This is a genomic window from Devosia sp. Z11_6 (assembly GCF_058133665.1).
Map to the genome: position 1 here is coordinate 519,741 of NZ_JBYUNQ010000003.1, position 14,897 is coordinate 534,637.

Annotated in this window: 15 protein-coding genes; 6 read left to right on the top strand and 9 right to left on the bottom strand. The window is 62.4% G+C overall.

The genetic code is table 11. The annotated features are described in order from the left end of the window. Positions 1-2: 2 nt before the first annotated feature. From AC3YMN_RS12005 to AC3YMN_RS12020, 4 genes are read right to left on the bottom strand one after another with little or no spacing between them, the layout of a single operon-like run. Positions 3-968: an ABC transporter permease gene (locus AC3YMN_RS12005; RefSeq protein ID WP_489890154.1), complete on the bottom strand. Its 966-nt coding sequence runs from the start codon at positions 966-968 to the stop codon at positions 3-5. After that, the gene (locus tag AC3YMN_RS12010) at positions 965-1,960 is read right to left on the bottom strand and encodes an ABC transporter permease (protein WP_489890155.1); all 996 of its coding nucleotides are present in this window, start codon (positions 1,958-1,960) and stop codon (positions 965-967) included. The genes AC3YMN_RS12005 and AC3YMN_RS12010 overlap by 4 nt, the downstream gene beginning before the upstream one ends. Then, positions 1,957-3,426: a sugar ABC transporter ATP-binding protein gene (locus AC3YMN_RS12015; protein WP_489890156.1), complete on the bottom strand. Its 1,470-nt coding sequence runs from the start codon at positions 3,424-3,426 to the stop codon at positions 1,957-1,959. The genes AC3YMN_RS12010 and AC3YMN_RS12015 overlap by 4 nt, the downstream gene beginning before the upstream one ends. A gap of 19 nt (positions 3,427-3,445) precedes the next feature. Further along, positions 3,446-4,459 carry an ABC transporter substrate-binding protein gene (locus AC3YMN_RS12020; RefSeq protein WP_127752713.1) on the bottom strand — a complete coding sequence of 338 codons (1,014 nt, stop codon included), beginning with the start codon at positions 4,457-4,459 and terminating at the stop codon, positions 3,446-3,448. 223 nt (positions 4,460-4,682) lie between these two features. On the opposite strand from AC3YMN_RS12020, the gene AC3YMN_RS12025 reads away from it, so the two are divergent. The 3 genes from AC3YMN_RS12025 to AC3YMN_RS12035 all read left to right on the top strand — a co-directional run bounded on the left by AC3YMN_RS12025 (position 4,683) and on the right by AC3YMN_RS12035 (position 6,812). After that, entirely contained in the window at positions 4,683-5,435 is a 753-nt protein-coding gene (locus AC3YMN_RS12025) for a GntR family transcriptional regulator (protein WP_127752712.1), read from the top strand. Positions 5,436-5,444: 9 nt separating this feature from the next. After that, positions 5,445-5,654 (top strand): tautomerase family protein, encoded by a 210-nt coding sequence (locus AC3YMN_RS12030; protein ID WP_127752711.1) that lies wholly within the window; start codon positions 5,445-5,447, stop codon positions 5,652-5,654. 114 nt (positions 5,655-5,768) lie between these two features. Further along, positions 5,769-6,812 carry an Ldh family oxidoreductase gene (locus tag AC3YMN_RS12035; RefSeq protein WP_489890157.1) on the top strand — a complete coding sequence of 348 codons (1,044 nt, stop codon included), beginning with the start codon at positions 5,769-5,771 and terminating at the stop codon, positions 6,810-6,812. Between the two features lie 45 nt (positions 6,813-6,857). On the opposite strand, the gene AC3YMN_RS12040 is transcribed toward AC3YMN_RS12035, so the two are convergent. Genes AC3YMN_RS12040 through AC3YMN_RS12060 form a run of 5 tightly spaced genes read right to left on the bottom strand, consistent with a single transcriptional unit; the run spans position 6,858 to position 11,792 of the window. Beyond that, the gene (locus AC3YMN_RS12040) at positions 6,858-7,469 is read right to left on the bottom strand and encodes a DJ-1/PfpI family protein (protein ID WP_127752709.1); all 612 of its coding nucleotides are present in this window, start codon (positions 7,467-7,469) and stop codon (positions 6,858-6,860) included. A gap of 56 nt (positions 7,470-7,525) precedes the next feature. Beyond that, positions 7,526-8,476, bottom strand: a complete 951-nt coding sequence (locus AC3YMN_RS12045) for a substrate-binding domain-containing protein (protein WP_172123002.1) — start codon at positions 8,474-8,476, stop codon at positions 7,526-7,528. 46 nt (positions 8,477-8,522) lie between these two features. Further along, a complete protein-coding gene (locus tag AC3YMN_RS12050; protein WP_489890158.1) occupies positions 8,523-9,527 on the bottom strand; it encodes an ABC transporter permease in 1,005 nt (334 codons plus the stop codon). Further along, a complete protein-coding gene (locus tag AC3YMN_RS12055) occupies positions 9,514-11,025 on the bottom strand; it encodes a sugar ABC transporter ATP-binding protein (RefSeq protein ID WP_489890203.1) in 1,512 nt (503 codons plus the stop codon). The genes AC3YMN_RS12050 and AC3YMN_RS12055 overlap by 14 nt, the downstream gene beginning before the upstream one ends. 56 nt (positions 11,026-11,081) lie before the next feature. Then, positions 11,082-11,792, bottom strand: coding sequence for a GntR family transcriptional regulator (locus AC3YMN_RS12060; protein ID WP_489890159.1), 711 nt, complete (start codon positions 11,790-11,792; stop codon positions 11,082-11,084). Positions 11,793-11,966: 174 nt separating this feature from the next. On the opposite strand from AC3YMN_RS12060, the gene AC3YMN_RS12065 reads away from it, so the two are divergent. The 3 genes from AC3YMN_RS12065 (at position 11,967) to AC3YMN_RS12075 (ending at position 14,712) form a co-directional block, all read left to right on the top strand. Next, complete coding sequence (locus tag AC3YMN_RS12065) at positions 11,967-12,794, top strand: alpha/beta hydrolase (RefSeq protein WP_489890160.1); 828 nt, start codon at positions 11,967-11,969, stop codon at positions 12,792-12,794. Between the two features lie 73 nt (positions 12,795-12,867). Then, a complete protein-coding gene (locus AC3YMN_RS12070) occupies positions 12,868-13,659 on the top strand; it encodes a YdcF family protein (RefSeq protein WP_489890161.1) in 792 nt (263 codons plus the stop codon). A 132-nt stretch (positions 13,660-13,791) separates the two neighbouring features. Further along, entirely contained in the window at positions 13,792-14,712 is a 921-nt protein-coding gene (locus AC3YMN_RS12075; protein WP_489890162.1) for an acetamidase/formamidase family protein, read from the top strand. The last annotated feature ends 185 nt before the right edge of the window (positions 14,713-14,897 follow it).

The window sequence follows — 14,897 nt, forward strand, 5'->3', positions numbered from 1 at the left end:
TCTTACCTGAGCGCCTGACGCGTGCCAGTGATGGCGATCGCGGCAACGATGATCAGACCGGTAAAGACGTCCCGCAAGCCCGAGCCGAAGCCTGCGGTGTTGAGCAGAGTGGACACCATGAACAGGAACAAGGCGCCGCCCCAAAGGCCGGGGACATTGGCCCGCCCGCCCGCGACCGAGGTGCCGCCGAGCACGACCACGGCGATTGAGGTCAGCAGGTATTCGCGGCCCATCGACAGCGAGGAACCTCCCGAAAATCCGGCCAATAGCGCGCCGCACAGCGCGGCAAGAGCGCCGGAAAGCACATAGGTCAACAGCCGGGTGCGCTCGACCGACAGGCCGGCGAAGCGGGCGGCGCGTATATTCTGGCCAGTGGCGAGCACGGTGCGGCCATAGATGGTGCGGTGCAGCACGATCCCTGCCACGACCGACAGGGCGATGGCGACGATGGCGAGTACGGGAACACCTAGAAAGCGCGAGAAGGTAAAATCGGAGAGCGCCGCGGGCGGCTTGATCTGCAGGCCGCGGCCATAGCTGATGCCGACGGACTGGATGATGAAGCTCGAGGACAGGGTCGCCACGATGGGCGGGATGCGGAGGAGCCGGATCAGCAGATAGTTGAAGCCGCCGATCAGGATGCCGCAGGCGAGCGCGGCAAGGAGGCCCCAGAGGATAAGGCTGTTCTGTCCATCCATGACCTTCATGGCGACGGCGCTGGCTAGGCCAATGGTGGCCGGGATCGAAAGGTCAACATTGCCGGGCCCGAGGGTAATGACGAACATCTGGCCCAAGCCCACCATGACGGTGAACACCGAGAAGGACAGGGCGGCGACAAGCATTCCCTGGGCGCCCTGCCCCGCAATGGAAAACGACAGCACCCAGACCAGAAAGGCGCCGAGGAATGACCAGAGCCAGACCGGAAGACTGTTTAGGGTGAACCGCGAAAGGGAAAGGGTCTGATCGGTCATTTTTCAGCTTTGCTGATGAGCACGCGGGCGGCGAGGATGATGATCAGGAACATGCCTTGGGCACCAACCTGCCATTCCTGAGGAATGCGGCCGCCAGGCAGGAACGGCACCTGGAAGAAGTTCAGCGCCGAGGATGCCAGTTGCAGCACCAGAGCCCCAATCACCGCGCCGATGGGCGAGATGCGACCGCCAACGAACTCGGCGCCACCAATCACTGCCCCGGCGATGGAGAGCAAGGTGTAGCCGGTGGCCATGTTGGCGTCGGCGCTGGAGGACACGCCCACGAGCGTCATGCCGGCCAGAATGCCGAACACACCGGCCAGGGCGAACATGGCGATTTTGGCCTTGAGGATGGACCAGCCGGCACGATGGACCGCGCGGGCATTGCCGCCAACGCCGCGCAGCACCGCGCCATAGGAGGAGCGCATCAAGATGAGGTGCACGACGAGGCCAATTACGATCGCCAGCAAGACCGGCATGGGGATGAACGGGGGCTGGAGGGCCATGAAGTCGCGCAGAAAGCCGGGGGCGGAGCCGCCGGGCGTCGGGCGGATCAGGAGGGCGAGGCCGGCCCAGAAAAAGCTCAGGCCCAGGGTCACGACGATGGAGGGGACATTGCGCAGGTGGATGATGACGGCCGCCAGCATGTAAACCAGCACGCCGCCGGCCAGCATGAGCGCGGCAAGGAGCGGCGCTTCAGGCATATAGGTGGCGGTGACGCAGGCAACGAAGCCGACAAAGGCACCGATCGACAGATCGAGCTCGTTGGTGGCCATGACGCACATCTGGGCGATGGTGGCCAGAGCGACGGGAATGGCGAGGTTCAGCATCAGGTTGAGGCCGAAATAGCTGATCGCCCGGGGATTGAAGTACCAGATGGCTGCAAGCACGATGACGAGCGAGACTGCCGGCAGGGCGCCGCGCAGCAGGCGCTGACGGGAGGACGCAGCCAGGTTCTGGCCGCGTGCCGTGGTCGAAATGTCGGTGGTCATGCCGCGTCCTTGTCCTTGAACGAGGAGCCAATCACGCTGGCCTCGGTAATGTCAGCGCCCTGCAGTTCGCCCACGATGCGCCCGTTCTGGAACACGTAGACGCGGTCGCAATATTCGAGCTCTTCGAACTCGGTGGTGTACCAAAGGAAGGTTCGGCCGCCCGCTGCCTGCTCGGCAATGATGTCATAGACTTCGAGCTTGGTGCCGATATCGACGCCGCGCATGGGATCGTCCATCAGCACCACGGCGGATGTGGTCGAGAGCGCCCGGGCAAAGAGCGCTTTTTGCTGGTTACCGCCGGAGAGGGAGAGAATTTCGTCGTCAAGCGAGGGCGCCTTGATCGCCATGGTTCGGCCCCAGCGGCTCGAAAGCTCCCGCTCCTTGGCGCCGGACAGAAGCAGGCCGTTGCGCAGCACCGGCAGCGAGCCAACGGCAATGTTGTCGGCGATGGACCAGAGCGGGAAGATGCCATCGGCTTGCCGGTCGCCGGCAACGAAGGACACCGCGCCCGCGACGGTGATCTCGGGCTTGCGGGCGCGCGCCGCTTCAAAGACCTGCACCAGGAATTCGGTCTGACCATGCCCGGACAAGCCAGCAAGGCCGATGACCTCGCCGCGCCGGGCAACGAAGGGCAGCCCCCTGCCCGCTGGTTCGGCCTTGACGGCAACGGGAGCGTCGGCGAGGGAGCGGATCGAGCGCTGGCGCGCTGCGCGGTCAGGATGCTCGCCGCCGCTCATCAGATCGACGAGGCTGTCGCGCGAGAAGTTGGCGACCGGGCCGGAAGCCACCAGTTGGCCATTCTTCATCACCGCGATCTGATCGGAGTAATCGAGGATTTCGCCCAACATATGCGAGATGAGGATGCACGAGACCCCGCTCTGGACCTCCTTGCGCACGAACTCCAGCAACTGGCGCGACGTGGTCGCATCAAGTGAGGATGTCGGTTCATCGAGGATCACGAGGCGCAGCACGCCTTCGCTGACGGTGAAGGCTCGGGCGATCTCGACCATCTGGCGGCGGCCGATTGAGAGGTCGGAAACTACGGTGTCGGGCGAAATGTCGTGGCCGGGAAAAATGCGCTCCAGCATGGCGCTGATCAGCGCACCGGCCTTTTTGCGCCAGCCCCAGCCCTTGATGGAGGGGTGGAGGATGCGCGTGTTCTCGGCCACTGTGAGGTTGGGGCACAAGGACAGTTCCTGAAACACGCAGCGCAGCCCCAGGGTTTGCGCCAGGTGCACCGAAATCTGGTCGTACTGCTGCCCGCCGACCTGGATGCGGCCCTGATCGGGTCGCAGCGTGCCGGCAAGGACATGCATCAAGGTCGACTTGCCGGCCCCGTTATGGCCGACAAGTCCGAGGCATTGGCCCCCGGCGATCAACAAGTTGACGTCGGACAGGGCGCGCACCGCGCCAAAGGAGCGGGAAACACCCGCCAGCTCAATTGCCGATCCGTTTGGCGCGGTCATGGCTTACTTCTGCTCTCGCCTAGAGGTTGTCTGCGATGGCCTGGATGGCTTCCTCTTGCGAGTATTCCTTATTGGCAACGCCGCCGACCGGCGTGTTGGCAACAGCTTCATCCAGCGTTTCCTGGGTGACGGTCAGGTAGGGAACGGTCACGTCCTTGGGGATTTCCTTGCCGTCAAGGATCTGCTGGGCAACCCAGAAGGCGAGCGTCGAGATGCCGGGCGCGATGGTGCCGGACCAGGTCTCGTAACCATTGGCATCGCGCTGCTCCTGCCACCAGGCCAGCTCGTCCTGACGGTTGCCCATGATGATGATCGGCACATCACGGCCGGCAGCACGGAAGGCCTGAGCCGCGCCATAGCCGTCGCCGCCCTGGGTGACGATGGCATCGATCTCGGGCAGCGAGGGCAGCACGGTCGACACAGCGCGCTGGGCCGTGGCCTGATCCCAGTTGCCGGTAGCTTCACCCACAATGGTGAAGTTTGGATGAGCCTTGACGCCGTCGGCGATACCTTCATGAATGAGGTTATCAATGGAAGTGCCGGCAAGACCACGGATTTCCAGGAGATTACCGCCTTCGGGAAGACGGCCGGCGAGATAGTCGAGCTGCTGCTGGCCGAGCTGCTTGTAGTCGACCGCCACGCGCCACGCGCAAGGCTCGGACACAGTGCCATCAAACGAGACAACAACGATACCGGCGTCGCAGGCGGCCTTGACGGCGCCGTTCAGGGCGTCGGGGGAGGCGGCATTGATGACGATGGCGTCGTAGCCCTGCAGAATCAGGTTTTGGACCTGGGCGGCCTGGGTGGGCACTTCCTGATCGGCGGTGGTGAAGGTGTCGACGGCCGCGACGATCCCGTCAGCAACGGCCTGGCTCGTCACCTTCTCCCAGCTTTCGAGCATGGCCTGACGCCAGGAATTACCGGCATAGTTGTTGGACAGGGCAATGCGCTTGCCCGATGTTTCGGCATGCGCGATGCCGGTCAGGCTGGTCGATGCCAGAACTGCAGTCAGCAGAATCAGTGAACGCTTCATTGATATTCCTCCTCGCCGCCAGGCGGCCCTATGAACCCCTCGTCAGCTCGCGCAACACCTGAGCAGCTTACCTGCTTCTTTGGACGGGTCGCTTCGCACCAGGTTGTCGGATGCGAGCTGGCTCTGTTCTGTCCGATTTCGTAGTATATAGGATATTGATTAGCAAGCTGGCTTGTGGTGGTTTGCAGAGCAGGTTGCTGATGGGGAGCCGTGAAGACGTGGCGTGCCTGGCGTCGTGCTGCAGGACGCGCCATCGGAAAGGACGATTATGCCGGCGGCGGACAAGACCCTCGACAAGACCAGCCTGGCCGAGCAGGCCTATAATCACATTCGCAACCTGGTGCTCGACCAAGCCGTCGAGCCCGGTGAGGTGATCGGCATCGATGTGATCGCGAGCAAGCTGGGCGTGTCCCAGACCCCAATCCGCGAAGCCCTGGCGCGCCTCGAAGGGGACCGGCTCGTCGTACGGCTGCGCAATGGGCGCTACAAGGCGGCGCCCGCCATGTCCCTGCTCGACTACGCGCATCTGTTTCAAACGCGCTTGCTGCTGGAGCCTGCGGCCGCGGCTCTCGCGGCGCAGCATCGTACCGAGCAGACCATTGCGACGCTCGAGCAGTCGATCAAGGGAATCAACTCGGCCGGACGGGGCCCACGCAGCCAGCTGTTCGTGAACTTCGTGGACGCAGATGCCCTGTTCCACCAAACCATTGCCGCCGATTGCGGCAATATGTTCATCACAGGGGCCCTGGCCCAGTTGCAAGCCAATCATCGTATTGGCCCGCTTTATCGCAATCGTGGCGTGGTCGATGCCGATGCGGTGATTGCCGAACATACAAAGATCTGTGCCGCTATTCGTGCTGGCGATGCCAAGGGCGCCGAAGACGCCATGCGGCATCACATAGAGCGGGCACGCGACGTCATCCTGGCCTGGGTGGAGGATGCCCCGGCCACGCAGGATAGCACCAAAAAAGGGTAGGAGATTCCCATGCCGTTCATCAACATCCGACTGGTCCGGGAAGTCATCGCCGATGACCCCGAAGGCAAGAAGGCCCAGATCGCGCGCAAGGTGAGCGATGCGGTAACCGAGGCGACGGGGCTGGCGCCCGAAGATGTCTGGGTGGTGTTCGAAGAGGTTGCGGCGCGCGACTGGTATGTCGGCCCCACCAATGTCCATACCCGGCGAAATCTCGGCTAGGCCCGCCGGATCGATTACGCCACGGAATGGCAGCGGCTGCAGCCACCGCGCTCTCGCGCGGGCGACCGCGATTGCCTGGCGACCCCTCACCCAACAAGAACTGAAAGCGCTGATATGACGGATGTTTCTGCCGGCACCATTACCATTGCCCCCGAGGAGCTGGAGGGACGAGTCCAGGGGGCGCTGCGGGCAGCGGGCGCAAGCGAAGCGTCGTTGCTGGCTGCGACCAAGGCGATGATGCATGCTTCGATGCTTGGGGTAGACAGCCATGGCGTGCGCCTCGTACGGCATTATTGCCAGATGCTGGGTGGCGGCCGGATCAACAAGAACCCGGAACTGCGCGTCGAGCACAAGGGGGCTGGCAGCACCATGCTGGATGGGGATGACGGGCTGGGTCATTACGCCTCTTACCGGGCGATGGATATTGCCTGCGAGCGGGCCAAGGAAAGCGGCATTGCCGCGGTGGGGGTCCGCCGCTCGTCTCATTTCGGCGCCGCGGGTGCCTATGCCCTGGAGGCCGCTTATGCGGGCATGATCGGCTTTGCCACCACCAACACCGATTCCATGGTGCCGCTGTTTGGTGGCGCCAAGCGCTTTCACGGCACCAATCCGCTGGCCTTTGCGGCACCCCTGCCCGGCCACAAGCCCTGGCTGCTGGACATGGCGACTTCCTCGATCCCGATGAACCGCGTGCTGCTGCATCGATCGCTGGACAAGGAACTGCCGCCCGGTGTTGCGGCCGATGAGAGCGGCGGCACCGTGACCGACCCGCATAGCGCCGAGATGGTTCTGCCATTGGGCGGGGACGAGTATGGCTACAAGGGCGCGGGGCTAGCGGGCCTCGCCACGCTGCTTTCGGCCGTGCTCACCGGCACAACCCTCGATGCCGATTTCATCCCGATGGTCGGGGCGGACGATATCAGCACGCCCCGCAATATGGGCCACTTCGTGCTGGCGATCGATCCTGACCATTTCGCCGGTCGGGCCATCTTCGAGATGGGCATGTCGCGCTATATCGCCTCCTTGCGCGAAGCGCCCACGCGGGAGGGACACGAGGTCATGGCACCCGGCGACCGGGAATGGAAGCGGGCCGAACATCGACGCCAACATGGGGTGCCGATCGATCTCGATACGGGTCGGTTCCTCGACCTCGTCTGATGCAAAGATTGAGCCGGCCACGTGGCGCGGCCGGCTCAATGGTGGTTAGGCGGCTTTCTCGGTGACGTCGCCGCTGTGGCGGATTTCGGTACCGAGGACTTTGAGGCATTCGCGGATAAAGGCGGCAAGAGCTGTCCAACCCTTGGCTGAAACCATGGTGCCATCCACATAGGCTTCGGTGGGCGACAGATCGATATAGGTGCCGCCGGCCAGGATCACTTCGGGCTCGCAGGCGCCTAGGGCCGCGACCTTCTTGCCGCGCACGACGCCGTCCACCGCCACCAGAATCTGCACGCCGTGGCAGATGGTGAAGATGGGCTTGTTGGTTTCGTGGAAGTGCCGGACCATGGCCTGCACGCGCTTGTCGGTGCGGATATATTCGGGACCACGGCCGCCCGCGGCATAGACGGCGTCGTATTGGTCCAGCTTGACCTCATCGAAGCTTTTGTTGAGCTGGAAATAGTGGCCCATCTTTTCTGTATAGGTCTGGTGACCTTCAAAATCGTGCAGGGACGTGGCGATGATATCGCCGGCCTTCTTGTCGGGGCAGACGACGTGGACCGTGTGGCCAACAGCTTCCATGGCCTGCTGATAAACAAAGATCTCGTATTCCTCGGTGAATTCACCGACCAGCATCAGGATTTTCTTGCCTGGCATTTTGCGTCTCCAGTGGTTGTTTGGGCGGGGCCAGCACTGGGCTGGCCCTGCAGCTATCAGAACGGGGAGTCAGGGAAGTAATATTCAGCCGCATTGTCCTTGGTGATCAAGGGCGCGTCGAGCTTTACAGAACCGCGCACCGGAGCCTGCCCGTTGAACTGGGCAGCGGTCATGTAGATCGCGGTCTTGATCATGGACGGCGGATAAGGCGTCTCGATCGGGGTCATGGGGTCACCCGCCATCACCTTTTCGATGATTTCCTTCATGCCATTGCCGCCGAGCGCATATTTGATTTCGGTCCGGCCGGACTGCTGGATGGCTTCCAGCACGCCGAGCAGCATGTCGTCGTCATTGGCCCACACAGCGTCGATATGGGGGTACTTGGCGAGATAGTCCTGCATCAGGCTGAAGGCTTCGTCGCTGTTCCAGTTGGCATACTGGATGTCGAGCACATTGATGTCAGTGCCTTCGATCGTGTCCTGGAAGCCCTGGATACGCTCGTCATCGATCACGGTGGGAATGCCGCGCAGCACCACCACATCGCCCTTGCCGCCGAGATTGTCGATCAGGAACTGGGCCGTAGTGGAGCCAACGGCGATGTTGTCGCCGGCCACGTAAAGGTCCTGGATTTCAGGATCCGTCAGACCACGATCAACCACGGTGATGAAGGTGCCGGCATCCTTGATGCTCTGGACCGGCCCTGTCAGTTCCTCGGAGGAATGGGGCAGGATCACGAGGGCATCCGGCTGGCGGGTGGCGGTCAGATCCTCGAGCGCGCTGACCTGGGCGGATGCCGAAGGTGAAGTCTTGACGACAACTTCGATATTGGGGAATGCGGCCTGGATTTCTTCGGCTGCGGCCTGGGCGTGGTAGACAACACCGGCGGTCCAGCCATGGTCGGCGGCCGGGATCGAGACGGCGATCAGCTTTTTTTCCTGGGCGAGAGCAGGCACGGCCACGAGCGCGGCGGCGACACTGATCGCGGCAAGCATATTCAATCGAGACATAGTTTCCTCCCTTTGACCTTTCGCAGGTGCAAGCCGTTCGGTCGCTTTACGGCTGCGCTTTCGAGAACCTCTGTACGAGCATCGCAATGATGATGATGACGCCTTGCACCGCGGCGACGAGGTATTCGGAGATGAAATCGGACAGCACCATCAGGTTGGCAATCATTTCAAGGATCACCGCGCCCGCGATGGTGCCCCAGATGCGCCCCTTTCCACCGCGCAGGGCAGTGCCGCCGATCACCACGGCGGTGATCACCTGCAACTCCCAGAGCAGGCCCGTTGTGGGGGTGGCAGCACCGAGCCGCGGGACGTAGCAGATCGCGGCGATCGCAACGCATACGCCTTGAATGACGAAGGCGGTGGTGCGGATCTTGGGGATGGAGATACCGGAAAAGCGTGCCACTTCCTCATTGGCACCGACAGCGGCGCAGCGGCGGCCGAACTTGGTCTTGTAGAGCAGGAAGGCGCCGATCAGGGCCACCACGATCGAAACGACTATCGGAATGGGTATCCCTGCCAAGGTGCCGAAATAGATTGGCCGGAAGGGCTCGCGCAGGCTGCGGTCGATCGGGATCGTGCCGCCATTGGACATGAAGGTGATGAGGGCGCGGAAAATGCCCATCGTGCCAAGGGTGACGATAAAGGGCTCAATCTTGCCGATAGTGACGATAAGACCGTTGAAGAGCCCGCACAGCGCACCGACGCAAAGCACCAGGGCCATGCCGGCAATGATGGCATTGGCGCCCAGACTGGGAACGAGGGCGTTCATGAACATGATCATGACGCCGGTTACAAAGGCCGCCATGGAGCCCACAGACAAGTCGAGCCCGCCCGAGGAGATGACGAAGGTGGCACCCACCGCGATGATGGCGATGAAGGACGAACGCGTGATGACATTGGTGAGGTTGGTGGGCGAGAGGAAATCGGGGTTGACGAGGAAACCGACGACCACGAGGACGGCCAGGGCGATGAAGGGGCCCAGATCCACCCAGTTGATGCGCCCGAGCAGGGTTTCGCGCGGTGATGCGGCACTGATTTCAGCCACGGGCATTTCCTCCAGTTGAACTGGCGGTTGTCCCGCCACTTGTTGCGGCAAGCACCACCGCATGTTCGGTGATGGCGTCGCCCTCCAGTTCGGCCACGAGCCGGCCCGACCGCATCACGAGAATGCGGTCACACAGGCCCACCAGCTCCTGCAGTTCCGAGGAGATGACGATGCAGGACTTGCCCTCGCGCACCAGCTTGTCGATGAAAGTGTAGATCTGGCTCTTGTTGCCGATATCGATGCCGCGCGTCGGCTCATCGATGATGACGACTGAAGGGTTGAGCAGCATGATCTTGGCGAGCAGCAGCTTTTGCTGGTTTCCGCCCGAGAGCTGACCGGCCTGCAATTGGCGGCTGCGCACGCGGATATCATATTCCTGCACCGCGCGATCGAGCTGCTGATCTTCGAGCTTTTGCTCGAGATATGGTTTGCGATATATCCAGGACAGAGCCGTCAGCACCAGGTTGGGTGCCAGTCGCTCCCGCAGCAGCAGACCCTTGCCCTTGCGATCTTCTGTCAGATAGCCGATCCCGGCCTCGATGCCATCGGCAACCGAACGGATATGGGTCTTCTTGCCGCCGACGCGCACGGCACCGGTCTTGGCGGGCCGCAGTCCCAGCAGGCCCTCAAAGAGCTCGGTTCGCCCAGCCCCGATCATGCCGCCAAAGCCGAGCACTTCGCCCGGGCGGGCGACGAAGGAAATGTCGTGCGCGAAACCTGGCACATCGGCATGCTCGACTTCGAGCAGCGGCGCTGCGGTGGAGAGGCCGCGCTTATGTGGGTAGAGCATAGCCAGGTCGCGTCCGACCATGAGGTTGGCCATGTCCTGCTGGGTTAAATCAGCGGCGGGATAGGTGCCGATCTTCTTGCCATCGCGGAGCACTGTGATGCGATCGGCGAGAGCTTCGACCTCATCCAGGCGGTGGGAGATGTAGAGCACGGCTGCGCCCTGGTCCCGTAGGCCACGCACGATCGCCAGCAGAGTTTCGACTTCGGTGGCGGCGAGCACCGCGGTGGGTTCATCGAAGATCACCATGGTGTGCTCTTCGAGCAGGGCACGGGCGATTTGCACCAGCTGGCGCTGGGCGATGGGAAGATTGCGAACCAAGTCCCGGGGGGAAGCGGTGCAGCCGATCGCCGCGAGCCGCTCGGCGGCGATGCGCTCCATGGTCGCGTCATCGACGAGCCCGTTGCGACCGAGTTCGCGGCCTAGAAAGAGGTTTTCCACCACGGTGAGACCGTCGGCGAGCAGGATCTCCTGATGCACCAATACGATGCCGGCATTCTCGGCCTGCACCGGCTTGCTGAAGTGTGCGGGCTCACCGCGATAGGTGATGGTACCGGTGGTGGGTTCGACATGCCCGGAAACCAGGCGCATCAGCGTAGACTTGCCAGCGCCGTTCTCGCCGATAATGGCGTGGATTTCCCCGGCGCGGATATCCAGGTCAACGCCGCTCAGCACCGTGATCGGGCCATAGGCTTTGCCGAGATCCTGCAACTGCATCAGCGGCTGCGCTGTGGTTTGCGCCCGATCCTGGAGCACAGCGTGCGCGACCCCGGTCATTCGAAAACCGGCAACAAGCGGTCGCGCGAGCGCTCGATGTGCGCCCGCATCGCCTGCTCTGCGGCCTGCCCGTCACGCGCTTCAAACGCGGCAATGATCGCCTCGTGCTCCTCCAGCGCTTCCGCAGTGACGCGCGAGTGGAACATCAAGCGAAAGATGTGGAAGTGGACATGCTGGTGTGCCAGCGTATCGCGGATCAGGTCGTTGCCTGCGGTTTGCACGATCATGTCGTGGAACACCGCGTCCTGCCGGGCAAACTGCGAATAGCGCGCGCGTTCATCGCCTGATTTGGCGCGCCGCCCCATAACCCCCGCAGCTTCGGTGAGTGCAGCAAGGTTCTTGTCGGTGAGGCGCGCAACGGCCTCCCGGGCAGCATGAGGCTCGAGCAGAAGGCGAAGTTCATAAAGATTCGCGAATTGTCGAACCGATATCTGTGGGGTGGCGCTAAAGCCGATGAGATGAGTCTTGTTGACCAGCCCCTCACCCTCGAGGCGGCCCAAGGCCTCACGGATGGGAGTCTGCGAGACGCCAAGCTCGCGGGCAAGATTGTCGACGGTGATGCGGGCACCAGGCGCGATCTTGAGCGCCATCAGCTGGGAGAAGATTGCCTCATAGACTTCGTTGGCGAGACTGATCGGGCGCGGGATTGGCGCGGCGCTTTTATCCGCCTCCACTTTTGCATCTCTCGTGAGCACGTGCCGAGCCATTGCTTCCCCCTCGCAATGACAAACAGCTAGCACGACATACCTCGACATGCAATCGTATATGATATTGGATTGTGGACGCGCAGTTGCTCCGAGTTGCCTCGGCGCGCACAAGAGGCTCACTCCGGGAAGTGGCCAGTGCGAAGAACGGATGACGTGCAAGCTGGGGAAATGATCGTGGAAGATGCCAAGGACCTGTTTCGGACACGCGATCACGTGCCGGACTTTGATGGCTACCTGAAAGAATATGCCGGCCGCAGCGCCTCAGCGCGGCATAATCACCGGGCTGTATTGGACCTTGAGTACGGGCCCAAGCCAGACGAAAAGCTCGACCTGTTTTTGCCACCGCGCGCGGCCGCCCCGGTGCCGGTGCATCTCTTTATTCATGGCGGCTATTGGCGGATGTTCAGCAAGGACGACTTCTCCTTTATTGCCAATACGGTGGTCGCTGCCGGCGCCATCGCCGCTGTTATGGACTATTCCCTGATGCCAGCGGTTCGCATGGAGACGATTGTAGCGCAGGTCCGCCGCGCTGCCGATTGGCTTGTAGCGAACACACCTCGCTTTGGCGGCGACCCGAACCAACTGAGCGTATCGGGCCACTCCGCTGGCGCCCATCTGTGCTGCACGCTGCTGGAAGCGGATTTCCCAGTAGCGCCTAAGCGCGCGCTCCTTCTCAGCGGTATCTATGACCTAAAGCCGCTGCGGTCGTCCTTTCTGCAGCCAATGATCGGCCTGACGGAGGACGAGGTCACTAAATTCTCGCCTCTCTCGAGAAACTATCGTGCAGGCGGCGATGTGCTGCTGCTGGTGGGAGAGCAAGAAACCCTGCCGTTCCATTCCCAGGCAGACGCGATGCAATCACGGCTTGCTGCCCAGCAGGTGCCAACCAGAAGGATCGATATCCCGGACAGCAACCATATGAGCATAGCTCTCGACCTCGGGGTCGGCTCAACCGCAGTGAGCCAACTCCTGACCGCCGCCATCAAGAGCACCGGAGGCTAGACTTCTCCCCACGTATTCAACGTGGCGCGGGAAGCGCTTTACTCCGTTGCCGCTCCGGGGCATCTAGCCTCGCATGTTTTTCATCCTGTCCAAGATCTTCTGGCTGTTCGTGCAGCCCGTCGGCCTTACCTTCGTGCTGTTTTTGGCGGGATGGATGTTGAGCCTGTTGCGCCGCCGACTAGCGGGGCTGGTATTTGTTGGCCTGGGGCTAATGATCTTTGGGCTAAGCGCCTTTACCACGCTTGGATTCAACCTGATTGCGCCGCTGGAAGAGCGCTTTCCACGCGGAGAGCCCCTCCCCTCGGATGTGCAAACCATCATAATGCTGGGCGGCGCCACGGCCGGCCGGGTCAGCACGGCGCGGCGCATTGCCGAACTCAACGAGGCAGGGGATAGGCTCACCGAAACCCTGCAGCTGGCCAAGCAGTATCCCCAGGCCAAGATTCTGCTGAGCGGAGGTGTCGGTCTGCTGATCGCTGATGGCGAACCAGAAGCAGAAACGGCCCGGCGGTTCTTTAGCGCCCAGGGCATCGCTCCCGAGCGGCTGGTGCTTGAAGGAGAGTCGCGCAACACCGACGAGAATGCGGCCAACAGCGCCGCCCTGCTTGGGGCGGAAGCCAGGACCATCGTGCTGGTCACGTCGGCGTTTCACATGCCCAGATCTGTGGGCTTGTTCCGCAGCGCTGGCCTTGAGGTGCTGCCGCGGCCGGTCGACTATCGCAGCTCAGGGACCGAGGGTATGGGCTTTGATCTGGCCAACCCAATCCTGAACCTGAACACCACCGCACTTGCAATCCGCGAATGGATTGGCTTGATCGCCTACAAACTGACCGGCCGCATTGGCGACTGGTTTCCCGCGCCCTAGGTTCAGAACGGCTTGGCTTGCTCAACAGCACTGGTGGCTGGATGCTGGGGGCAGCTTGGGGTTAGGCTGGCCAGGGAGTGCATCAGCCCGGCGCCGTGTGCCGCCGCTTCAACCCCTCGAAGGAACAACAGCTTGGCCATCCATCGCTTCACGCCGACCACTTATTACAATGTTATCGGCACTTTTCCGCCGGCTCTGCGCATTGCCAATGGGGACACGGTGATAACCCGAACGCTGGACGCGGCCGGCGATGACGAGCACGGTGTCAACCGCTCGGGTGGACCCAATCCCATGAATGGGCCGATATTTGTGGAAGGCGCCGAGCCCGGCGACGCGTTGCGGGTGCAGATCATGGCCATGGAGCCCACGCGTGACACGGGCTGGACCCGGCAAGTGCTGGCCGCCAATGTGGTTGACCCCGAATTTGTTCGCGTCCTACCCCCCCGCAACCGAACGGAATGGCGCATCGATCGCGCACAAGGGACCGTGCAGTTGCACGACCCGGTGCCCGGTCTTGAGCACCTGGTGCTGCCGCTTGCGCCGATGATCGGGTGCTTTGGCGTCGCCCCCACACTTGGGCAGGCAATTTCCACCGCAACCAGCGCCGAGCACGGCGGCAATATGGATTACCGGGGCTTTGGCCCGGGCACCACGGTGTGGTTTCCCGTAGCCGCGCCGGGCGCGCTGTTCTTTCTCGGCGACGGTCACGCCATTCAGGGGGATGGCGAGATCGTCGGCACGGGGGTGGAGACCAGCTTTGAGGTCACCATTACCCTAAGTGTGGAAAAGCGGCGGCCGCAGGTCTGGCCAAGGGCGGAAACGGCCGAGGATATCATTACCATCGGCAATGCGCGCCCGCTCGATCAAGCCCTTCAGCACGCCACCACCGAAATGGCGCAGTGGCTCGGTCAGGATTTTGGTCTCGATCTCGTGGCGTCGAGCCATTTGCTGGGCCAAGTCGTTCGATACGACGTCGCCAATGTGTTCGATCCCGCCTACACCGTCGCCTGCCGCCTGCCCAAGCGGTTCCTGCCGAGGCGACATGGCGTCTGACGGTTCCGGATAAAGGTAACCAGGGCCGCTGCAGAAGAGCGGCATTGGCGGAGGAAGGGGCACTGACATCCAACATTCTCCACGCAGGGTCTGCTTTGCGCCCTCATCCGGCAATTACCGCCATATCTCAAATTTCCTATGAGCTGCCACAACGAAGGACGCGTTGTCACACCTTCCAACCCGAG